This window comes from Bacteroides sp. L10-4 (assembly GCF_013373675.1).
GTDB lineage: Bacteria > Bacteroidota > Bacteroidia > Bacteroidales > Bacteroidaceae > Bacteroides > Bacteroides muris.
Map to the genome: position 1 here is coordinate 1 of NZ_JABXJH010000061.1, position 21,699 is coordinate 21,699.

Here is a 21,699-nt window from a genome sequence, read left to right on the forward strand (position 1 = left end):
CTGATAGAGGTCGTACACCTCCTGGTAGTTTACTTTTTCTTTTGCCATAATCTTTGTTAGTAATTGGTTATGGCGCAAAGATATGCTGGGTTGCGATGCGTGTCAAGGCGGAAAATAGAATGGTTACGTTAAATTCATCCCAAACAAAAAAATAAATATTTTATATACCTTTACATCTTTCTTATTCATTTGAATATTGGCAATATATCGATGAAAGTATTGAACTTATAGTATTGCAGTTATAACTTTTAAGCAATTACTGTTATATTTTCAGAGAGTAAAGCTACAGAGAGAGGAAAAACTTCCACTGCATATTTCTTATGCAGGAGATTTGGAACTTCAGTGTGTTTTTATCCTTCAAGGTTCTGTATCTCCACTTCTTTGACCTTCCGGAACAAGTCGGATGCAAATATGAAATTGTTCAACCGTTCGTTGGTGGAAGTGAAGATATCGTCTTTATTGCCTTCCCATTCTTTGTGCCCTTCGTAGATGTAGATGATTTTTTCTCCGATACCCATTACAGAGTTCATGTCATGAGTGTTGATGAGAGTAGTCATATTGTATTCCCGGGTTATATCCTGTATCAGTTCGTCGATGACAAGCGAGGTCTTGGGGTCAAGTCCTGAATTCGGCTCGTCACAGAACAAGTATTGCGGGTTTAGGGCAATGGCACGGGCAATGGCTACGCGTTTCTGCATACCACCGCTGATTTCTCCAGGAAATTTGTCTTTAGCTTCAATCAAGTTGACACGTTCCAAACAGAACATGGCACGACGAGTCCGGTCGCGCAGGGTGTCGTTGCTGAACATGTTCAGTGGAAACATTACGTTGTCCAGTACTGTCATGGAGTCGAACAGTGCGGCACTTTGGAAAATCATTCCCATTTCCCGGCGGAGCGCTTTCTTCTCCTTCTTTCCCATGGCAAGGAAGTTGCGGTGGTCATACAACAATTCTCCTTTGTCCGGTGTCAACAAACCCACGATACATTTCATGAGTACGGTTTTTCCCGAACCGCTCTGCCCTATAATCAGGTTGGTCTTTCCATTCTCAAAAGTGGCATTGATATCTTTCAATACCTCTTTTCCTTCAAATGATTTGCAAAGTCCTTTCAGTTCAATCATCCCATTAAAAGTTGAGTTAATATTAGGTCGGCGAATAAGATAAGTACACTGCTGCATACTACGGAGTCGGTGGACGCCTTACCTACCTCGATGGAACCACCTTCGACGGTGTAGCCGAAGAATGCCGATACACTGGCAATGATAAAGGCAAAGAACAGCGACTTGATGATACCGCACCAAATAAACCATTCGACAAACATGTACTGCAAGCCGTATTCCAAATCTACCGCCGACATGATGCCACCGAACCAGCAAGTACAGAAGGCACCTATGATACCGGCGAATATACTGAACGTCACCATCAGTGGAATGGTTGTCACCATAGCGGCGATTTTCGGTAGGATAAGGTAGTTGGCAGAGTTGACACCCATAATTTCAAGGGCGTCTATTTGCTGGGTGACCCGCATGGTGCCCAGCTCCGAGGCGATGTTTGACCCGACTTTCCCTGCCAGAATCAGGCACATGATGGAGGAGGAGAATTCCAGCAGCATGATTTCACGGGTTACATACCCCACTGTCCATCGGGGCATGAAGGGACTCTCGATGTTCAACTTTATCTGTATGGTGATTACAGCTCCGATGAAGAACGATATCAGCAATACGATGCCGATGGAGTTCACGCCAAGCTGTTCCAACTCGTTGACATATTGGCGGAAAAACATACGTATACGTTCGGGGCGGGCGAATACGCGTCCCATCAGTATGATATATCTTCCCACTGTCTTAAGTGCTTTAATCATGACATATAAGTATTTGAATGCAAATGTACACTATTTCGGCTTATTTTTGCTACATTTGCGGCGAAAACCTTTAGAATATGGAAGAAGAAAAAGGCATAAAGGACAATGTAGAAGAAGTTAAGGAAAATCTGCAGGCCGGGCAAGACCGGACTATAGGGGCAGAACTGCGGGAAGAAGACAGGATGGTATTGCGTACGGAAGACCTTGTGAAGAAATATGGTAAACGTACGGTAGTCAGCCATGTGTCTATTGACGTGAAGCAAGGAGAGATTGTCGGTTTGCTGGGGCCGAATGGCGCTGGTAAGACGACTTCTTTTTATATGACCGTAGGGCTGATTACACCCAATGAGGGACGCATCTTCTTGAATGATTTGGATATAACGAAGTATCCGGTATACAAGCGTGCGCAGACGGGTATCGGATATCTGGCGCAGGAGGCTTCCGTGTTCCGCCAGATGAGTGTGGAAGACAACATTGCATCTGTATTGGAAATGACCGACAAACCTTTGGAGTATCAAAAGGATAAGCTGGAGAGTCTGATTGCTGAATTCCGTTTGCAAAAGGTGAGGAAAAATAAGGGTAACCAGTTGTCTGGTGGCGAGCGGCGCCGTACGGAAATTGCCCGTTGTCTGGCCATTGACCCCAAATTCATTATGTTGGACGAGCCTTTTGCCGGTGTAGACCCGATTGCGGTGGAGGATATTCAGCAGATTGTGTGGAAGTTGAAGGATAAGAATATCGGCATTTTGATTACTGACCACAATGTGCAGGAGACGTTGAGCATTACCGATCGTGCTTATCTGCTGTTTGAAGGAAAAATCCTGTTTCAGGGTACCCCGGAAGAGTTGGCCGAGAATAAGATTGTACGTGAAAAGTATCTGAGTAACAGTTTTGTGCTACGTCGCAAGGATTTTATGAAGTGACACGGTTGCTGTTGATTGATAGAAATAAAAAAAGACCACTATTTAGTGGTCTTTTTTTATTTCTCCTTAAATCTATGGTATTAATATTTCGGAGGTCTTGCTTCTTTTACTACCATCTGGCGACCAAAGAATTCGGCGCCGTCAAGTTCTGCAATAGCTTTGGCAGCAGCTGCACTGTCTTCCATTTCAACGAAAGCAATGCCTCTGAAGCGTCCGGTCGTACGGTCATTGATAAATTTAACGGAAGTAACTGTACCGTAATCTTCCATGGCCTTTTGCAGGTCATCTTCCTTAACACGGTAGTTAAGGTTTCCAACATAAATGTTCATAATGAAAATGATAAAATAAATAAAATGAATAAAACTCTCTTGGAAGGAAGGCTGAATAATAAATGAATCACAAAGACAGAGAGTTTACAAAAGCGTTCTTGAAAACGGAAGTAAAAACCATGTAATGGAAATCGAATAACTAATGTGCCATCATTCCGTGACAAAGAAACGTATAAAAATCGGATTGACAATGCCTTTCTATAATTATTTTGCTTTTTTCTTCCAGCTCGTGTGGAGGAATTTGGCAGTAACCATGTTATATATACTTATTCCTTAGTAACAGAAAAGAAATAATTCGGCTATGTTTTTTGATAATTGAAAGAATAACGCTAATTTTGCAACCCCATTTGAGATATGGAACAAAGTATAAATCAAATAAATAATTGTCAGAATGAACGTTTCATTACAAAACATTGACAAAGTAAGCGCACTGCTTACTGTAAAGCTTGAGAAAGCAGATTATCAGGAAAAAGTAGACAAATCATTGAAGAACTTCCGTCAGAAGGCGCAGATTCCCGGTTTCCGTAAGGGAATGGTTCCTATGAGCTTAGTTAAGAAAATGTATGGTAAGTCTGCATTGGCTGAAGAGGTGAACAAGCTGCTTTCAGAAACAGTATATAAGTATATCCAGGACAATAAGGTAAATATATTGGGCGAGCCTTTGCCCAACGAAGACAAGCAGCAGGAAATTGATTTCGATACTATGGAAGAGTTCGAATTCTTGTTTGATATTGCTTTGGCTCCGGAATTTAAGGCTGAAGTTTGTGCAGAAGATAAGGTAGATTACTATACTATCGAAGTTACAGACGAAATGGTGGATAATCAGGTCAAGGCTTACACCCAACGTAACGGCAAGTATGACAAGGTAGATGTTTACGAGGACAATGATATGCTGAAAGGTTTGCTTGCTGAACTGGATGAAGAAGGTAATACCAAAGAGGGTGGCATTCAGGTGGAAGGTGCTGTAATGATGCCTTCGTACATGAAGAATGATGAGCAGAAAGCTATTTTTGCCGGTGCAAAAGTGAATGATGTGCTTGTATTCAACCCGAATACGGCTTGGGACGGAAATGCTGCCGAATTGTCTTCTTTGTTGAAGATTGACAAGGAAGCTGCTCCCGAAGTGAAATCCAATTTCAGCTTTCAGGTAGAAGAAATCACACGTTTCGTTCCGGGTGACTTGACTCAGGAAATTTTCGACCAAGTATTCGGTGAAGGCAATGTGAAGACGGAAGAGGAATTCCGTGCTAAAGTGAAGGAAGTTATTGCCAACCAGTTCGTGGCAGATAGTGACTATAAGTTCTTGATTGACGCACGTAAGATGCTGATGGAGAAAGTTGGTAAACTGGAATTCCCGGATGCATTGCTGAAGCGCATTATGCGTCTGAACAATCCTGACAAGGAAGAAAGCTTTGTAGAGGACAACTATGATAAGAGCATTGAAGAGCTGACTTGGCACCTGATTAAGGAACAGCTGGTGAAAGCCAATGACATCAAGGTTGAGCAGGAAGACATCACAAATATGGCTAAGGAAGCTACCCGCGCACAGTTTGCACAATACGGCATGATGAGCGTGCCCGAAGAAATTCTGGAGAACTATTCAAAGGAAATGCTTAAGAAGAAAGAAAGCATAGAAGGTTTGGTCAACCGTGTGGTTGAATCGAAACTGGCTACTGCTTTGAAGTCTCAGGTGGAACTGGAGCATAAGAACGTTTCTGCTGAAGAGTTCAATAAGATGTTTGCATAAGAGTAATGTGAGCCTACGGCTGAAATTTATAAAGAAACACAGAGTTTGATGAACTATAACTCTGTGTTTTTTTGTGTCTCTGTGTTCTTTTTTGTTTCTTTGTAGCCTTATAAATTAAAAAATAGAAAGAAATGGATGATTTTAGAAAATACGCTACCAAGCATCTTGGTATGAACAGCTTGGTGCTGGATGATGTGATTAAATCACAAGCCGGCTATTTAAATCCCTATATCCTCGAGGAACGCCAGCTTAATGTAACGCAGTTGGACGTGTTTTCCCGTCTGATGATGGACCGTATCATATTTCTCGGTACGCAGGTTGATGACTATACAGCCAATACTTTGCAGGCTCAGTTGCTTTATCTGGATTCGGTGGATCCGGGCAAGGATATTTCCATCTATATCAATTCACCGGGCGGTTCGGTATATGCCGGTCTGGGTATTTATGATACCATGCAGTTCATCAGCAGTGATGTGGCTACTATCTGTACAGGTATGGCTGCAAGTATGGCTGCCGTATTGCTAGTTGCCGGTGCCGAAGGCAAACGCTCTGCATTGACCCACTCCCGCGTGATGATACACCAGCCGATGGGAGGTGCCCAAGGGCAAGCTTCGGATATTGAAATCACGGCACGTGAGATTCAGAAACTGAAGAAAGAACTTTATACCATTATCGCCGACCACTCCCACACTCCCTTTGACAAGGTATGGGCAGATTCTGACCGTGACTACTGGATGACAGCCCAGGAAGCCAAAGAATATGGTATGGTAGATGAGGTTTTGATTAAAAAATAAATATGGCAGATTCAAGAAAAAATAAAAATAGATGCAGCTTTTGCGGTCGCACCGAAGATGAAGTCGGATTTCTCATAACGGGGATGAATGGCTATATCTGCGACAGTTGCGCCACCCAGGCTTATGAGATTACTCAGGAGGCTTTGGGGGCTGGCAAGAAGGCAAGTGCCACGAAGCTGAATCTGAAAGAGCTTCCTAAACCCATAGAAATAAAGAAGTTCCTCGACCAATATGTCATTGGTCAGGATGATGCCAAGCGTTTCTTGTCCGTGTCGGTATACAACCATTACAAACGTCTGCTTCAGAAGGATGGCGGTGATGATGTGGAGATTGAGAAATCAAACATCGTCATGGTGGGCAGTACCGGTACGGGAAAGACGTTATTGGCGCGTACTATCGCCAAATTGCTACATGTTCCTTTTACTATTGTGGATGCAACAGTTCTGACAGAGGCTGGTTATGTGGGCGAAGATATTGAAAGCATTTTGACGCGTCTGCTCCAGGTGGCGGATTATAACGTACCTGAGGCAGAGCAAGGTATCGTGTTTATCGACGAGATAGACAAAATAGCACGCAAGGGTGATAATCCTTCCATAACCCGTGATGTGAGTGGTGAAGGCGTGCAGCAGGGATTGCTGAAACTGCTGGAAGGTTCTGTGGTGAATGTTCCTCCCCAGGGTGGGCGCAAGCATCCCGATCAGAAAATGATTCCGGTCAATACCAAGAATATTCTGTTTATTTGCGGTGGGGCTTTCGATGGCATTGAAAAGAAGATTGCCCAGCGGCTGAATACACACGTTGTCGGGTATAGTGCTGTGCGCAATACGGCAGCCATCGATAAGAGTAACATGATGCAGTACATTGCTCCGCAGGATTTGAAGTCGTTCGGATTGATTCCCGAGATTATCGGCCGCCTTCCGGTGCTGACTTATTTGAATCCGTTAGACCGTGTGGCATTGCGATCCATTCTTACGGAACCGAAGAATTCCATCATCAAGCAATATATCAAACTGTTTGAGATGGACAATGTGAAGCTGACTTTTGAAGATGCTGTATTTGAATATATCGTGGATAAAGCGGTAGAATATAAGTTGGGAGCCCGCGGCTTGCGTTCCATTGTAGAGACAATTATGATGGATGCCATGTTCGAAATTCCGTCAGAACAGAAGGAAAATTTTGTTGTGACGTTGGACTATGCCAAGCACCAGCTTGAAAAGGCAAATATGGCACGATTGCAAAGTACTTAATAATCAGAAGGTAATACGGAAGGGAACCGACTATTTTGCTTTTTATTGAAAAATATTCGATGGATTATGCTTGAAATTTAAGAAGTTGTTTATAACTTTGTTAGGGTTCTTTGTAAAAACATGGCGGAGTACCACTATTAAAAGTTAACTCAATAAACAACAACCTAATGAATCATGGCAGGGAAGAAGATTAATTTGACAGACCAGCTGAAGAAATACTTCGGGTTCGATACATTTAAAGGAAATCAGGAGGCAATCATAGAGAATCTGTTGGCGGGTAATGATACATTCGTGTTGATGCCTACCGGCGGTGGAAAATCTTTGTGCTACCAATTGCCGTCCTTGTTGATGGAGGGTACGGCCATCGTGATTTCTCCTCTGATTGCCTTGATGAAGAATCAGGTCGATGCGATGCGTAACTTCAGCGAAGAGGATGGGATAGCCCACTTCATCAATTCTTCCCTAAACAAAAGTGCGATAGATCAGGTCCGGTCCGACATACTCAGTGGCAAGACAAAGCTGTTGTATGTGGCTCCGGAATCATTGACGAAGGAAGAGAATGTGGAATTTCTGAAAACGGTGAAGATTTCATTCTATGCCGTGGACGAAGCCCATTGTATATCTGAATGGGGACATGATTTTCGTCCTGAGTATCGCCGTATCCGTCCCATTGTCAATGAAATAGGGAAAGCCCCTTTGATAGCGTTGACTGCGACGGCCACACCGAAGGTGCAGCATGACATCCAGAAGAATCTGGGTATGGTGGATGCGCAGGTGTTCAAGTCATCGTTCAACCGCCCGAATCTCTATTACGAGGTACGTCCTAAAACTGCAAATATAGACCGGGACATCATCAAGTTCATTAAGAACAATTCCGAAAAGTCTGGCATTATCTATTGCCTGAGCCGGAAGAAAGTGGAGGAACTTGCTGAAATCCTGCAGGCAAACGGAATCAATGCACGTGCCTATCATGCCGGAATGGATTCGGCTACACGAACACAGAACCAGGATGATTTCCTGATGGAAAAAATTGATGTGATTGTAGCTACCATTGCCTTTGGTATGGGGATTGACAAACCGGATGTGCGCTATGTCATTCATTACGATATACCCAAAAGTCTGGAAGGATATTACCAGGAGACCGGACGTGCCGGAAGAGATGGGGGAGAAGGGCAGTGTATTACTTTCTATACCAATAAAGACTTGCAGAAGCTTGAGAAGTTTATGCAAGGCAAACCTGTAGCAGAGCAGGAAATTGGCAAGCAGCTTCTGCTGGAGACCGCTGCGTATGCCGAATCTTCCGTATGCCGCCGAAAGGCGTTACTTCATTACTTCGGTGAAGAATATATGGAAGAAAATTGTGGTAATTGTGACAATTGTTTAAATCCGAAAAAACAAGTGGAAGCTCAAGATTTATTGTGTACCGTGATTGAAGCTATTCTCGCGGTGAAAGAAAATTTTAAGGCGGACTATATTATAGACATAATACAAGGTAAGGAGACTTCGGAAGTGCAGGCGCATCTGCACGAGGATCTCGAAGTGTTTGGCTCTGGCATGGGTGAAGAAGACAAAACGTGGAATGCTGTGATTCGTCAGGCACTTATTGCCGGTTACCTGAGTAAGGATGTCGAAAACTATGGTTTGCTGAAAGTGACGGATGACGGTAAGAAGTTCCTCAAACGTCCCAAATCATTCAAGATAGTGGAAGACAATGACTTTGAGGATGTGGAAGAGGAAGCACCTGCACGTGGAGGCGGTGCGTGTGCGGTAGACCCGGCATTGTACTCCATGCTGAAGGACTTACGAAAGAAGTTGTCCAAGAAGTTGGAAGTGCCTCCTTATGTCATTTTCCAAGACCCCTCTTTGGAAGCGATGGCGACCATATATCCGGTGACTTTGGACGAGTTGCAGAACATACCGGGTGTAGGAGCCGGAAAGGCAAAACGCTATGGCGAGGAATTCTGTAAACTCATTAAGCGGCACTGTGAGGAGAATGAGATTGAACGTCCCGAGGACTTGCGTGTGCGTACAGTGGCCAATAAGTCAAAAATGAAGGTGGCCATCATTCAGGCCATTGACCGTAAGGTGGCGTTGGATGACATTGCTGTGTCGAAAGGCATTGAGTTCGAAGAGTTGCTGGATGAGATAGAAGCTATTGTCTACTCTGGAACGAAATTGAATATCGACTATTTCTTGGAGGATATTATGGATGAAGACCATTTGCTGGATATCTATGATTATTTCAAGGAATCTACTACTGATAAGATTGACGATGCTCTGGATGAATTGGGTGATGAGTTTACGGAAGAAGAAGTACGTTTAGTGCGTATCAAGTTTATTTCAGAGATGGCAAACTGATAGGTTTGAGTTGATAAAAAAGAAAAAAATATTGCGTGCAAGTATACGGAATGGAATAAAAACCGTATATTTGCACGCAATAAATTTTAAACGCATAGTCCTATGTCATTTATTGCTGATAAGATTGTAATGGATGGATTAACTTATGACGACGTATTGTTAGTCCCTGCTTATTCCGAAGTCTTGCCTAAAACAGTCGAACTCTCGACTAAGTTTTCACGAAACATTGAGTTGAAAATCCCGTTTGTAACTGCTGCCATGGATACGGTTACCGAAGCGAAGATGGCTATTGCCATTGCCCGCGAAGGTGGTATCGGAGTTATTCATAAGAATATGTCCATTGAGGAGCAAGCGCGTCAGGTAGCTATTGTGAAGCGGGCTGAAAACGGTATGATTTATGACCCGGTGACTATCAAGAGAGGTTCTACGGTAGCTGATGCATTGGCTTTGATGGCTGAATACAAGATCGGTGGTATTCCGGTGGTAGATGATGAAAGATATTTGGTTGGTATTGTTACCAATCGTGACCTTCGTTTTGAGAAAGATATGAATAAGCGTATCGACGAGGTGATGACTAAAGAGAACATCATTACTACCAATCCTACTACAGATATGGAGGCTGTTTCTCAAATTTTGCAAGAACATAGAATAGAGAAGTTGCCGGTAGTAGATAAAGACAATAAATTGGTAGGCCTGATTACCTATAAGGATATTACCAAGGCCAAGGATAAACCTATGGCGTGCAAGGATAGCAAAGGACGTCTGCGCGTTGCTGCCGGAGTGGGAGTGACGAATGATACTTTGGACCGCATGCGGGCTTTGGTGGATGCAGGGGCAGATGCCATTGTCATTGATACAGCTCACGGACATTCTAAAGGAGTTATTGAAAAGTTGAAAGAAGCCAAAGAGCATTTCCCGCATATTGATATTGTTGTTGGTAATATTGCTACCGGTGAAGCTGCAAAGGCATTGGTTGAGGCTGGTGCTGATGGAGTAAAGGTAGGCATCGGTCCGGGTTCCATCTGCACTACCCGTGTGGTTGCCGGTGTGGGGGTTCCCCAGTTGTCTGCCGTTTATGATGTGGCAAAGGCACTGAAGGGGACAGGTGTTCCTTTGATTGCCGATGGTGGTTTGCGCTACTCGGGCGATGTAGTGAAGGCGTTGGCTGCCGGTGGTTACAGCGTGATGATTGGTTCGCTGGTTGCCGGAACGGAAGAGTCTCCGGGCGATACGATTATTTTCAACGGTCGTAAGTTCAAGTCCTATCGGGGTATGGGGTCGCTGGAAGCGATGGAAAATGGTTCCAAGGACCGCTACTTCCAAAGTGGTACCAGCGATGTGAAGAAATTGGTTCCGGAGGGTATTGCCGCCCGCGTTCCTTATAAAGGTACATTGTATGAAGTGATTTATCAGTTGGTTGGCGGTCTGCGTGCCGGTATGGGATATTGCGGTGCAGCCAATATAGAGAAACTGCACGATGCCAAGTTTACCCGCATTACTAATGCAGGTGTACTCGAAAGTCATCCGCACGATGTATCTATAACCAGTGAGGCGCCAAACTATAGCCGTCCTGAATAGGATAATAACAAAATAAGAGTGAATGCCCGGAAAGAGATTGCCGCTTTCCGGGCATTTTGTTTATATTTGCAGCCGTATAAAAAGAACGGATGGTGCTTATGGTCAGATTACTTTTGGTGTTTGTCTTCCTTGGTTTCGGATTGGCTGTTTCAGCTCAGGACAATCCGGTGCTGATGTGTATCAATGGAAAGGAGATTTACCGTTCGGAATTCGAGCGTAGCTATAACAAGAGCAGTTTCTCTGTCGGCACAGACCGGAAGTCCTTGGAAGCATATGCAAACAAGTTTATAGACTTCAGGTTGAAAATAGAGGCGGCCGAGGTTGCCGGGTTGGATACTTCACGTGTCTTTCGGAAGGAACAGGACGATTATCGCCGCTGTCTGATTAAATCATATCTGACGGATGAGGAGACGGCAGAGCAGGCGGCACGGCGGTATTACGACAGGATGAAATCCGGCAGGCGTGCAGGCCGGGTGTATGTGAAGCATCTTTTTAAATATCTTCCCCAGAATATTTCCGGTCATACATTGTGTGAGATGGAATCCGGGATGGATTCTATCTATAAGACTCTTGCAAAAGAAGAAGGAGGTGCATCGTCTTTCGATGCTTGTGTCGAGCAATATTCCGATGAGAAGAAAGCATTTTGGGTGGGTTGGCTGCAGATGCCGGTGGAGTTTGAAGATATTGTATTCGGGCTGAATGTCGGAGAGATTTCCCGTCCGTTTCTCACTCCTCAGGGCATTCATATTGTGAAAGTACTCGAACAGCGGGATGTCCTTCCTTTTGAGAATATGAAGGACGAGATAATCCGTTGCCAGTCCCGTCGTCATGGAATGGATAAAGGAACGCGGGCTTTTGTGGAGAAACTGAAAAAGGAGTATCACTATATGCCGGATAAGGCCGGTATCGACGAACTGCTGGCCAAAGGAAGCACTTCCCGTGCATTGTTTACACTGGATGGCAAGGCATACGGTGGAAAAGAGTTTGCCGGATTTGCCGCTGCCTATCCGGCGGGGACACGCAGGCAGTTGGAGGCTTTTACGGTAAAAACGATTCTGGACTATGAAAACTCCCGACTGGAATTGAAGCATCCCGAATTCTGTGAGTTGCTGCAAGGACATCGTGACAGCATGCTACTTGCCGAAATCACTGACCGTGAAGTGGAAAAAAGGAGTGTGGCGGATGAAGCGGGATTGAAAGCATATTTTGAGGCGCACCGTTCGGACTTCCATTGGGACAAACCGCGTTATAAGGGTATTGTGTTGCATTGTACTACCAAGCGAGTGGCGAAGCAAGTACGGAAGTTTCTGAAACAGATTCCAGAAGAGGAATGGGTGGATGCCATCCGTCTCACTTTCAATGCCGGCGATACTCCCAAGATGCAGGTGGAGCAAGGACTATTTGCCCCCGGTGATAATGCGTATGTGGATGATTTGGTGTTCAAAGGGAAGGATGCAACTCCGGTTTTGTCATTTCCCTTTACTGCTGTGCAAGGCCGCAAGCAGAAGGGACCGGACAGTTGGCAAGAGGTGCGCGGACCGCTTGCAGACGCTTATCGCAACTATTTGGAAACGCGTTGGGTGGCAAAGTTGCGTGCTGCCGCTAAGGTTGAAATTGACCAAGAGGTTTTAAAAACCGTTAATAATCACTGATGCAACCGATTAAAACACTATCTTCGTACCTCAAAACGAAGTAAATATCAGTTGGTGATGCGAACAACCTGCGTTGGGCTTTTAATTTTCCTTCTCTGTGCGGCGTGCAACGAGCAGCACGACCATAAAGGGCGGACACCTTTGGTGGAGTTGAACGGTAATTTCCTTTACCGGGAAGATTTGCAATCGGTACTTCCGGTCGGTTTGTCCAAAGACGACAGTCTGTTGTTTGCAGAACATTATGTCCGTAATTGGGTGGAAGATATTTTGTTGTACGATAAGGCGCAAAGCAATATACCCAATAATGGTGAGATTGATAAACTTGTAGAGAATTATCGCAAAGCATTGATAATGCACACCTATCAGCAGGCTTTAATACATCAGCAACTATCAGAGGAGATTTCAGAACAAGACTTGACGGAATATTACGAGAAGAACCAAGCGCTCTTCAAGGTAGAACGTCCGTTGATGAAAGGCTTGTTTATCAAGGTTCCTTTGAGGGCTCCTCAATTGGCCGATGTTCGCCGTTGGTATAAGGCGGAAACCCGTGAGGCGGTGGAACATCTGGAAAAGTACAGCTTGCAAAATGCTGTGAAGTATGACTACTTTTATGATAAGTGGGTACCGGTATCGGAAGTATTGGATATGCTGCCTTTGCAGGTGTCCGATGTGAACGACTATCTGAACAAGAACCGTCAGGTGGAACTGCAGGATACGGCTTTTCATTATTTCCTGAATGTGAGCGACTATCGACCGATAGGAGAACAGGAACCATACGAGTTTGCCCGTAGGCAAGTGAAAGATATGTTGCTGAACGTGAAGCAGGTGGAATTCATGAAGCAAATGAAGGAAGATTTGTACCAGCGGGCGGTGAAAAGAAACAAGATTAAATATTATTTAGAATAAGATACCAAGAATGAAACAGTGCATGAACTTTAAGTTTGTAATTTTATTTGCCTTGACACTATTGGTCGGTTCTGCCGTTTATGGACAAGACAACGTGATTGACGAGGTAGTTTGGGTAGTAGGTGACGAGGCCATACTAAAGTCCGAAGTGGAAGAGGCACGCATGAGTGCGTTATATGAGAACCGGCAGTTTGACCGTGACCCTTATTGTGCGATACCGGAGGAGATAGCCGTGCAGAAGCTCTTTCTTCACCAGGCTGCTCTCGACAGTATCGAGGTATCCGAAAGTGAGGTTATCCAGCGTGTGGACTATATGACAAACGTGTACATCGCCAACATCGGTTCACGCGAGAAGATGGAGGAATATTTCAATAAGACCTCCAGCCAGATTCGTGAAACGTTGCGCGAGAATGCCCGTGAGGGATTGAAGGTTCAGAAGATGCAGCAGAAACTGGTGGGCGAGATTAAGATAACCCCGGCTGAGGTACGCCGTTACTTCAAGGATTTGCCGCAAGACAGCATCCCCTATATCCCTACCCAGGTAGAGGTGCAGATTATCACTCAGCAGCCTAAAGTCCCTTTGGAGGAGATAGAGGAAGTAAAGAGACGCTTGCGCGAATATACCGATCGTGTCAATAAGGGCGAAAGTTTCTCCATGTTGGCTCGTATGTACTCCGAAGACCGTGGCTCGGCTATGCGTGGCGGCGAGATTGAGTTCTCGGGACGTGGTATGCTGGACCCTGCTTACGCCAATGTGGCTTTCAACTTGCAGGACCCCAGCAAAGTTTCTAAGATTGTAGAGTCTGAATATGGTTTCCATATCATTCAGTTGATAGAGAAACGCGGTGACCGTATTAAAACACGCCACATTCTGTTAAAGCCGCATATTCCGGAAGAAGCCCTGACGGCCGCTTGTGCACGTCTGGACTCCATTGCCGATGACATCCGCAATAACAAATTCTCTTTTGAAGAGGCAGCCTCGGTGCTTTCGCAGGATAAGGATACGCGTAACAACCATGGTTTGTTGCCGAATCCCAATACGACCACTTCACGTTTTGAAATGCAGGAACTTCCTCCTGAAATAGCCAAGGTGGTAGACAAGATGAAAGTGGGCGAAATCTCCGAAGCCTTCACCATGATTCCGCAAAAGACCGGAAAGGAAGAGTGCGTGATTGTGAAGCTGAAGAGTCGTACGACGGGACACAAGGCCACCATTGCCGATGACTATCAGAACTTGAAAGAGATTGTGCTGGAGAAACGCCGCGGCGAAGTGCTGGACAAGTGGATTCGTGAGAAGCAGAAGCACACGTATGTCCGTATCAAGGATAATTGGAAGAATAACTGTACGTTCAAGTATCCGGGCTGGATCAAAGAATGATTCAGAGGGGATTTACATAGATTTGTATGCAAAAGAAGAATACAAGAAACCATTTCCTGAACAAGCATAGATACCTTCTCGTAGGTATTCTATGCTTGTTTGGTATCTGTCTGCTGAGTGCTCAGGACAAGAAGAAAAATCCTTCTGTACCTGACAAGAAGAAAGTGGACTCCATAGAACAGAGAAAGGCTGAGAAGCCGGAAAAGAAGAAAGCGCGTGTCGATTTGTTGTATGCCGACGAAGCACAGGCGGACAAACAGCTGCGTCCTGACGTGCAGGTACTCATCGGCTCGGTAAGGATGAAGCATGACAGTATGTACATGTTCTGTGATAGTGCGCTGATATTCGAAAAAACAAATTCTGTGGAAGCATTCGGCAATGTGCGTATGGAGCAGGGCGACACCTTGTTTATCTACGGAGACTATCTGTATTATGACGGCATGTCGCAGTTGGCCATGTTGCGTGAGAATGTACGCATGATAAACCGCAATACGGAGCTGACTACCGACAGTCTGAACTATGACCGTCTGTACGATTTGGGCTATTATTTCGAAGGCGGTACGCTGACCGACGAGAATAATGTGCTCACTTCCGAGTGGGGAGAATACAGTCCTGCCACCAAGCTGGCAGTCTTCAACCACGATGTGAAGCTGGTCAATCCGAAGTTTGTATTGACTTCGGATACCTTGAAGTACAGTACGGCCACCAAGATTGCCACCATCTTAGGTCCCTCCGATATTGTGAGCGACCAGAACCATATCTATTCCGAACGTGGCGAGTACAACACCGCTACTGAGCAGGCGGAACTGCTCGACCGTTCCGTGTTGACCAACGACGGCAAGAAACTGACCGGCGACAGCCTTTTCTACGACCGCATACTGGGATACGGCGAGGCTTTTGACAATGTGCAGATGAATGATACGGTCAACCGGAACATGCTGACCGGCGACTACTGCTTCTACAACGAACTGACCGGAAGCGCCGTAGCCACCAAGCGTGCCGTAGCTGTAGACTATTCGCAGGGCGACAGTCTGTTCATGCACGGCGATACCTTGCGGCTGATTACTTACAATATGAATACCGATTCCATGTACCGCGAAATGCGTGCCTATCATAAGGTGCGTGCTTATCGCACGGATGTGCAGGCCGTATGCGATTCGTTGGTGTATAATTCCAAGGATTCTTGCATGACGATGTACACCGACCCTATTCTGTGGCATGGAGAACAGCAGTTGCTGGGCGAGGAGATTAAAATCTACATGAACGACAGTACCATCGACTGGGCGCATATCATCAACCAGGCCTTGACGGTAGAGAAGCACGACAGTATTCACTATAACCAAGTATCAGGCAAGGAGATGAAAGCTTTCTTCATAGATGGAGACATGCGCCTGGTAGAGGTGAACGGCAATGTACTGGTGGCGTATTATCCGGTGGAGGAGAAGGACAGCTCGCTGATTATGATGAACTATTCCGAGGGCGGGCTTTTGAAAATGTATCTGAAGGAGAGAAAGATGGAACGTGGTGTCTTTGTAGGGAAGACTACCGGCACGGCCTATCCTCTGGACCAGATTCCGTCGGATAAGAGCAAGTTGCCTTCCTTTGCTTGGTTCGACTACATCCGTCCGCTCAACAAGGAGGATATCTTCGAGTGGAGGGCTAAAAAAGCAGGTGAAGTGTTGAAGAAAAGTGACCGGAAACCCATAACTTCGCCAAGAAATATGCATATTAAACGAAACAAAAAGTAGTGTCATGGGAATGTTTGCAATGCGGAAGCCGCGTGGCTTCAATCATCCCTACATTTATGTGGATGAGCGGAAAGAAAAGCTGGCGAAGATGGAAGAAAGCGCCAAGCGCGACCTCGGTATGCTGCCGGAAAAAGAATTCTCGCCCGAGGATATACGAGGCAAATTCATAGAAGGAACCACTCACTTGAGGCGGCGCAAGGAGAGCGGGCGTAAGCCGATGCATTTGGGCATAATCCTTGCTGTCATAACTGTGCTGATTTACCTGTGGTATGCCATCAGTAACGGAATCATATAATAATGATTAATGGTCAAGGATTAGTGATTAATCATTAATCCCTGACCATTAATCCCTAATCATTAAACATTATCATGAGCGATATCATTCATTTGCTGCCCGATTCGGTTGCCAATCAGATTGCTGCCGGAGAGGTGATTCAGCGTCCGGCATCTGTTGTGAAAGAATTGGTGGAGAATGCAATTGATGCCGAAGCCGGAGAAATACATGTGCTGGTTACCGATGCCGGCAAGACCTGCATCCAGGTGATTGATGACGGGAAGGGCATGTCCGAAACGGATGCCCGCCTTTCTTTTGAACGTCATGCAACTTCAAAGATACGCGAGGCTGCCGATTTGTTTGCCCTGCGCACCATGGGCTTCCGTGGAGAAGCGTTGGCTTCCATTGCTGCGGTAGCTGAAGTAGAGTTGAAAACACGTCCGGCTGGCGAGGAGCTGGGTACGCGGCTGTTGATTGCCGGTTCTAAAGTCGAGAGCCAGGAAGCCGTTTCCTGTCCTAAGGGCAGTAATTTTTCCATTAAGAACCTGTTCTTCAATATTCCTGCCCGACGCAAATTCCTGAAAGCCAACTCTACGGAGTTGAGCAACATCCTTGCGGAATTCGAGCGTATTGCGTTGGTGCATCCCAAGGTGGCCTTCTATCTGTATAGCAATGATACGGAATTGTTCAATCTTCCGGTAATGCCTTTGCGGCAACGTATCATGGCAATCTTCGGAAAGAAGATGAATCAGCAGTTGCTGTCCGTAGATGTCAATACGACCATGATAAAGATTTCCGGTTTTGTTGCCAAGCCGGAAACATCGCGCAAAAAAGGAGCGCGCCAATACTTTTTTGTGAACGGGCGCTATATGCGTCATCCCTATTTCCATAAAGCCGTGATGGACGCTTATGAGCAACTGATTCCTGCCGGTGAGCAAATCTCCTACTTTATCTATCTAGAGGTAGACCCTGCCAATATAGATGTGAATATCCATCCGACGAAGACGGAGATAAAGTTCGAGAATGAGCAGGCCATCTGGCAGATTCTGTCGGCTGCGGTCAAGGAATCTTTAGGCAAGTTCAGCGCTATACCTACTATCGATTTTGATACCGAGGATATGCCGGATATTCCTGCATTCGAGCAGACTCGTCCGATAGAGCCTCCGAAGGTACACTATAACGCAGACTTCAATCCCTTCAAGACCTCTTCCTCTTCTTCCTATGGAGGAAGCGGTTATTCGCGTCCCGATGTGGAGTGGGAGGGGCTTTATTCCGGTCTGGAAAAAGCCAGCAGGATGAACGAGCCGATGGAGGAAGAACCCTTTGCAGAGGATACGCTTACCGGTATGGCTCCGGAAGAGGAGGAGAAGGTTCCTTATTTCCGCGAAACGCTCTCTTCCGGGGCAAGCGCCTCTTTCTACGGCAATGAGGCAACGGTAGAGAAAGGAGCGCAACACTTCCAGTTCAAGGGACGTTTTATTCTGACTTCCGTCAAATCGGGTCTGATGCTGATAGACCAGCACCGTGCGCATGTCCGGGTACTGTTCGACCGCTATATGAGCCAGATTCGCCAGAAACAAGGCGTATCGCAGGGGGTATTGTTTCCGGAGATTATCCGGTTGCCGGCTTCGGAAGCTGCCGTACTGGAAAGTATATCGGAAGATTTGTCGGCAGTAGGTTTCGATTTGAGCCCGCTGGGTGGCGGCAGCTATGCCATAAATGGTATACCTTCGGGCATAGAGGGCCTGAACCCGATAGAATTGGTCCGGAACATGGTACATACGGCTATGGAAAAGGGAAATGATGTTAAGGAAGAGGTGCGGACGATTCTTGCATCGACCTTGGCGCGTGCAGCGGCCATCGTCTACGGACAAGTGCTGAGCAACGAAGAGATGTCCAATCTTGTGGACAATCTGTTTGCATGCCCCTCACCGAACTATACTCCGGACGGACGGACGGTATTGGTCACTATCAAGGAAGACGAGATAGAAAAGCTTTTCTCCAAATAAAAAGAAGAGATGTGTCAAAACCCTCTTCTTAACAAAATCACCCCTGCTACAGATATCTGTGACAGGGGTGATTTTCATATTTTGGTGTTTCGGCACATCCCCTTCTTCCTATTCCCCTCCGAATTTCTTTGCCTGCTCTGCAATCAGTTCCGCATCATCAAAGTAGTTTATCTTCATAGCCTTGCGCACATCATCCAAAGTTGCGGCAGCGGTTTCCCTGGCAATTTCACAACCTTTCTTCAGCATCTCGTAGATGGCGGGGATGTCTTTCTCGAACTCCTTGCGGCGGTTGCGGATAGGCTCCAGAGTCTCCTGCATAATTTCATTGAGGAACTTCTTCACCTTCATGTCGCCCAGGCCGCCACGTTGATAGTGGGCTTTCAGTTCGTCCAGGTTCGGGTATTCGGGCAGATAGAGGCCGAAGTGTTCCGGACGGCAGAAAGCATCCAGGTAAGTGAATACGGTATTCCCCTCCAGTTTTCCGGGGTCTTGCACACGCAGATGGTCGGGGTCGGTATACATGCTTTTCACCTTCTTCTGCACCTCGTCGGCAGAATCCGAAAGATAAATGCAGTTGCCCAGGCTCTTGCTCATCTTGGCCTTGCCGTCCGTTCCCGGCAGGCGCAGGCAGGCGGCATTGTCGGGCAGCAAGATTTCCGGTTCTACCAACGTTTCACCATATATATGGTTGAAGCGGCGTACGATTTCGCGCGCTTGTTCAATCATCGGCTCCTGGTCTTCGCCCACGGGCACGGTGGTGGCGCGGAAAGCGGTGATGTCCGCTGCCTGGCTGATGGGGTAGGTGAAGAAGCCTACGGGGATGCTTGTCTCGAAGTTGCGCATCTGGATTTCGGTCTTTACCGTAGGGTTGCGTTGCAGGCGGCTCACGGTCACCAGGTCCATGTAGTAGAAGGTCAGTTCGCAGAGTTCCGGTATCTGGGATTGGATGAAGATGGTGCTTTTTGTCGGGTCCAGTCCGCAGGCCAGGTAGTCCAGTGCCACCTCGATGACGTTCTGGCGCACCTTTTCCGGATTTTCCATATTGTCCGTCAGCGCTTGTGCGTCAGCGATGAAGATGAAAATCTTGTCGTACAAGCCGGAGTTTTGCAGTTCCACTCTTCTTCTCAATGAGCCTACATAGTGTCCTATGTGGAGGCGTCCTGTGGGGCGGTCGCCCGTAAGGATGATTTTTTCTTTTGCCATATCTGTTTTCGTTATTAATTGACGGATTGACGAGGTAGCGGGCTGACAAGGCATCCCGTTTGCTATCGGTGTGCAAAGATACCGATAATAATCGAAACCTCAAGGGGTGGCAGTCTCTTTCGTTCGGGGGAGCAATCCCTTGAAATTAAAACTCCGCGTTGACGTACACCTTGTGCGGTGCCCTTCCGTGGGTTGCGATGCCGTTTTCCGGTTGTGCGGCCCATTTCCTCAGCTCTTTGGCGGCGCTGTCCCGCAGCAGGCCCGTCAGTCGGCAGTAGTCGGCCACCTGCATGTAGGGGTTCTCTTTCAGGAACTTCTGCGCCAGCTTCAGCCGCTGTTCCGGGGTGAACCGTTGCGAGGAACGCAGAGGCTTCTGTTTTGAACGGTACAGTATGCAGCGCCTTCCGGTTTCTTCGATGAACTGCTTGTCTGCGCGGAAATTGATGTTGTTTATGCAGATGCTCATCGAGTTCCGTTTCCGGTTCTCCGCCTCTCCGGCCTCGCGTTCTTTCCCCGGGCGCAAGCCCAGCGAAGGGGTGAAGATGCCCAGTCCGTCCACCTTCACCGAGTTGCCTTGCGCCATCTGGCTGGCAATCTCCTGGGTGAGCGAGCGCACCAGCCCCGTGATGTCGCCCGGGGTGAACGTGCTGGCATAGTTGATGTTGTTGGCAAGATACTCCAAGTCTACTTGGTTCCACAATTTCATGCGTGGATAGAAGGTCGGTTTGCCTTCTTCGTTGGGCAGGTTCGATTCCTGCATCTGATATTCGGCCATTGCTGTCGAAGGTTGTTAATGCTGTCTGCGACAGCGGTTAATGATAAGGATGCTTTCCCTTGGCTTCAAAGTGGTCTTGTCTGGATGGCAAGGAGGTCTGGAGTATGGAGAAAGGTATATATTCAGGCTGAAGATATAAAACTTCAAGTTGAAGCTGTAAGTCTGTACCTTGAAGATATACATCTTTAGGGCAAAGATAATCTTTTTTATCAGAATGTGTGTCTTTTTCCATAGGTTTCTTCTCGCTTATTCTCTATGGGGTGATGCCCTTTGTAGCAATACTTCCTGATAACGGTTGCCGTTCATGCTATTTTCAGGTCGGCGAGTGTAGGCTGACGGACGCAATTGGAGGCTTTTTTCGAGAACTTATGTTTTTTTCTTGTTTACCTTGACATGTTAATATAATTTGTATTGTCGCGCATGCTGTTCTTCCTTGAGAAGTTGTCTGGAAGATAGTCTGATAAGGGGGTGACATTTTTTTGAATGAAATTAGAGGCTGTTTAAAAATTGCACAATAATTTTGTTAAGCATGATTTTGCAGAAAGCAAGTTGAACCATAGGCTCTGCAGTATCAGCATGGAACTCGTAGTCTATCGTCAGCCTTCTGAAGTTTTCCAGCCATGCGAATGCTCTTTCAACAATCCATCGTTTCGGAATGACCTTGAACTTTGACGGGCATTCATCAGGTCTGAGAACAACTTCAAGTTCCCATTTAAATTTGTCAAATACCCAATCTGCAAGGCTTCCTCTATAGCCACCATCTGCAAGGATTTTGGCAAGACGAGGAAATTTGTAGGATAGCCTCTCAATGACTTTCGGAGCACCCTTGCTGTCATGAACATTGGCTTCATGCACGTCTACAGACATCAGATAACCTTGGCTGTCAACGATTATATGCTGTTTTCTGCCCTTAATCT

At 46.3% G+C, this 21,699-nt stretch carries 19 protein-coding genes; 12 read left to right on the top strand and 7 right to left on the bottom strand.

Going from position 1 to position 21,699, the window contains the following annotated elements:
* Positions 1-350 precede the first annotated feature (350 nt).
* A complete protein-coding gene (locus tag HU824_RS16280) occupies positions 351-1,121 on the bottom strand; it encodes an ABC transporter ATP-binding protein (RefSeq protein ID WP_176469400.1) in 771 nt (256 codons plus the stop codon).
* Entirely contained in the window at positions 1,118-1,861 is a 744-nt protein-coding gene (locus HU824_RS16285; protein ID WP_136011044.1) for an ABC transporter permease, read from the bottom strand. Before HU824_RS16285 ends, HU824_RS16280 begins: the two co-directional genes overlap by 4 nt.
* A 182-nt stretch (positions 1,862-2,043) precedes the next feature.
* On the opposite strand from HU824_RS16285, the gene lptB reads away from it, so the two are divergent.
* Positions 2,044-2,784 carry an LPS export ABC transporter ATP-binding protein gene (gene lptB, locus HU824_RS16290; protein WP_136011052.1) on the top strand — a complete coding sequence of 247 codons (741 nt, stop codon included), beginning with the start codon at positions 2,044-2,046 and terminating at the stop codon, positions 2,782-2,784.
* 80 nt (positions 2,785-2,864) lie between these two features.
* Here lptB and HU824_RS16295 read toward each other — a convergent pair whose 3' ends face one another.
* Complete coding sequence (locus HU824_RS16295; protein ID WP_136011043.1) at positions 2,865-3,113, bottom strand: RNA-binding protein; 249 nt, start codon at positions 3,111-3,113, stop codon at positions 2,865-2,867.
* Between the two features lie 391 nt (positions 3,114-3,504).
* Here HU824_RS16295 and tig point away from each other — a divergent pair, with 391 nt between their 5' ends.
* The 11 genes from tig to mutL all read left to right on the top strand — a co-directional run bounded on the left by tig (position 3,505) and on the right by mutL (position 18,804).
* Entirely contained in the window at positions 3,505-4,860 is a 1,356-nt protein-coding gene (gene tig / locus HU824_RS16300) for a trigger factor (RefSeq protein ID WP_136011042.1), read from the top strand.
* A 131-nt stretch (positions 4,861-4,991) separates the two neighbouring features.
* On the top strand, positions 4,992-5,654 hold the full coding sequence (gene clpP, locus HU824_RS16305) for an ATP-dependent Clp endopeptidase proteolytic subunit ClpP (protein ID WP_005829555.1): 663 nt from the start codon (positions 4,992-4,994) through the stop codon (positions 5,652-5,654).
* Positions 5,655-5,656: 2 nt separating this feature from the next.
* Entirely contained in the window at positions 5,657-6,901 is a 1,245-nt protein-coding gene (gene clpX, locus HU824_RS16310; protein ID WP_136011041.1) for an ATP-dependent Clp protease ATP-binding subunit ClpX, read from the top strand.
* A gap of 174 nt (positions 6,902-7,075) precedes the next feature.
* On the top strand, positions 7,076-9,259 hold the full coding sequence (gene recQ / locus HU824_RS16315) for a DNA helicase RecQ (RefSeq protein ID WP_176469401.1): 2,184 nt from the start codon (positions 7,076-7,078) through the stop codon (positions 9,257-9,259).
* A gap of 102 nt (positions 9,260-9,361) precedes the next feature.
* Positions 9,362-10,837 carry an IMP dehydrogenase gene (gene guaB, locus HU824_RS16320; RefSeq protein ID WP_136011039.1) on the top strand — a complete coding sequence of 492 codons (1,476 nt, stop codon included), beginning with the start codon at positions 9,362-9,364 and terminating at the stop codon, positions 10,835-10,837.
* 89 nt (positions 10,838-10,926) lie between these two features.
* The gene (locus HU824_RS16325; RefSeq protein ID WP_176469402.1) at positions 10,927-12,489 is read left to right on the top strand and encodes a peptidyl-prolyl cis-trans isomerase; all 1,563 of its coding nucleotides are present in this window, start codon (positions 10,927-10,929) and stop codon (positions 12,487-12,489) included.
* 57 nt (positions 12,490-12,546) lie between these two features.
* Positions 12,547-13,395, top strand: a complete 849-nt coding sequence (locus HU824_RS16330) for a peptidyl-prolyl cis-trans isomerase (protein ID WP_136011037.1) — start codon at positions 12,547-12,549, stop codon at positions 13,393-13,395.
* 10 nt (positions 13,396-13,405) lie between these two features.
* Entirely contained in the window at positions 13,406-14,773 is a 1,368-nt protein-coding gene (locus tag HU824_RS16335) for a peptidylprolyl isomerase (RefSeq protein ID WP_176469403.1), read from the top strand.
* Positions 14,774-14,799: 26 nt separating this feature from the next.
* The gene (locus tag HU824_RS16340) at positions 14,800-16,521 is read left to right on the top strand and encodes an OstA-like protein (protein WP_176469404.1); all 1,722 of its coding nucleotides are present in this window, start codon (positions 14,800-14,802) and stop codon (positions 16,519-16,521) included.
* Positions 16,522-16,525: 4 nt separating this feature from the next.
* Positions 16,526-16,816, top strand: coding sequence for a hypothetical protein (locus tag HU824_RS16345; protein ID WP_136011034.1), 291 nt, complete (start codon positions 16,526-16,528; stop codon positions 16,814-16,816).
* A gap of 74 nt (positions 16,817-16,890) precedes the next feature.
* Positions 16,891-18,804 carry a DNA mismatch repair endonuclease MutL gene (mutL, locus tag HU824_RS16350; protein WP_136011033.1) on the top strand — a complete coding sequence of 638 codons (1,914 nt, stop codon included), beginning with the start codon at positions 16,891-16,893 and terminating at the stop codon, positions 18,802-18,804.
* A 108-nt stretch (positions 18,805-18,912) separates the two neighbouring features.
* Here mutL and trpS read toward each other — a convergent pair whose 3' ends face one another.
* The 4 genes from trpS to HU824_RS16370 all read right to left on the bottom strand — a co-directional run.
* Entirely contained in the window at positions 18,913-20,007 is a 1,095-nt protein-coding gene (trpS, locus tag HU824_RS16355) for a tryptophan--tRNA ligase (protein WP_136011032.1), read from the bottom strand.
* A gap of 145 nt (positions 20,008-20,152) precedes the next feature.
* Positions 20,153-20,782 carry an HU family DNA-binding protein gene (locus HU824_RS16360; RefSeq protein WP_136011031.1) on the bottom strand — a complete coding sequence of 210 codons (630 nt, stop codon included), beginning with the start codon at positions 20,780-20,782 and terminating at the stop codon, positions 20,153-20,155.
* 37 nt (positions 20,783-20,819) lie between these two features.
* Positions 20,820-21,014, bottom strand: a complete 195-nt coding sequence (locus HU824_RS16365) for a hypothetical protein (protein WP_136011030.1) — start codon at positions 21,012-21,014, stop codon at positions 20,820-20,822.
* 257 nt (positions 21,015-21,271) lie between these two features.
* Positions 21,272-21,699: transposase (locus HU824_RS16370; protein ID WP_176469405.1), on the bottom strand; the 428-nt coding region annotated here is incomplete at its 5' end.

Coding starts and splice junctions, on each gene's coding strand:
- HU824_RS16280 (WP_176469400.1), bottom strand. CDS start 1,121: ATGATTGAACTGAAAGGACTTTGCAAATCATTTGAAGGAAAAGAGGTA.
- HU824_RS16285 (WP_136011044.1), bottom strand. CDS start 1,861: ATGATTAAAGCACTTAAGACAGTGGGAAGATATATCATACTGATGGGA.
- lptB (WP_136011052.1), top strand. CDS start 2,044: ATGGTATTGCGTACGGAAGACCTTGTGAAGAAATATGGTAAACGTACG.
- HU824_RS16295 (WP_136011043.1), bottom strand. CDS start 3,113: ATGAACATTTATGTTGGAAACCTTAACTACCGTGTTAAGGAAGATGAC.
- tig (WP_136011042.1), top strand. CDS start 3,505: ATGAACGTTTCATTACAAAACATTGACAAAGTAAGCGCACTGCTTACT.
- clpP (WP_005829555.1), top strand. CDS start 4,992: ATGGATGATTTTAGAAAATACGCTACCAAGCATCTTGGTATGAACAGC.
- clpX (WP_136011041.1), top strand. CDS start 5,657: ATGGCAGATTCAAGAAAAAATAAAAATAGATGCAGCTTTTGCGGTCGC.
- recQ (WP_176469401.1), top strand. CDS start 7,076: ATGGCAGGGAAGAAGATTAATTTGACAGACCAGCTGAAGAAATACTTC.
- guaB (WP_136011039.1), top strand. CDS start 9,362: ATGTCATTTATTGCTGATAAGATTGTAATGGATGGATTAACTTATGAC.
- HU824_RS16325 (WP_176469402.1), top strand. CDS start 10,927: ATGGTGCTTATGGTCAGATTACTTTTGGTGTTTGTCTTCCTTGGTTTC.
- HU824_RS16330 (WP_136011037.1), top strand. CDS start 12,547: ATGCGAACAACCTGCGTTGGGCTTTTAATTTTCCTTCTCTGTGCGGCG.
- HU824_RS16335 (WP_176469403.1), top strand. CDS start 13,406: ATGAAACAGTGCATGAACTTTAAGTTTGTAATTTTATTTGCCTTGACA.
- HU824_RS16340 (WP_176469404.1), top strand. CDS start 14,800: ATGCAAAAGAAGAATACAAGAAACCATTTCCTGAACAAGCATAGATAC.
- HU824_RS16345 (WP_136011034.1), top strand. CDS start 16,526: ATGGGAATGTTTGCAATGCGGAAGCCGCGTGGCTTCAATCATCCCTAC.
- mutL (WP_136011033.1), top strand. CDS start 16,891: ATGAGCGATATCATTCATTTGCTGCCCGATTCGGTTGCCAATCAGATT.
- trpS (WP_136011032.1), bottom strand. CDS start 20,007: ATGGCAAAAGAAAAAATCATCCTTACGGGCGACCGCCCCACAGGACGC.
- HU824_RS16360 (WP_136011031.1), bottom strand. CDS start 20,782: ATGGCCGAATATCAGATGCAGGAATCGAACCTGCCCAACGAAGAAGGC.
- HU824_RS16365 (WP_136011030.1), bottom strand. CDS start 21,014: ATGGAAAAAGACACACATTCTGATAAAAAAGATTATCTTTGCCCTAAA.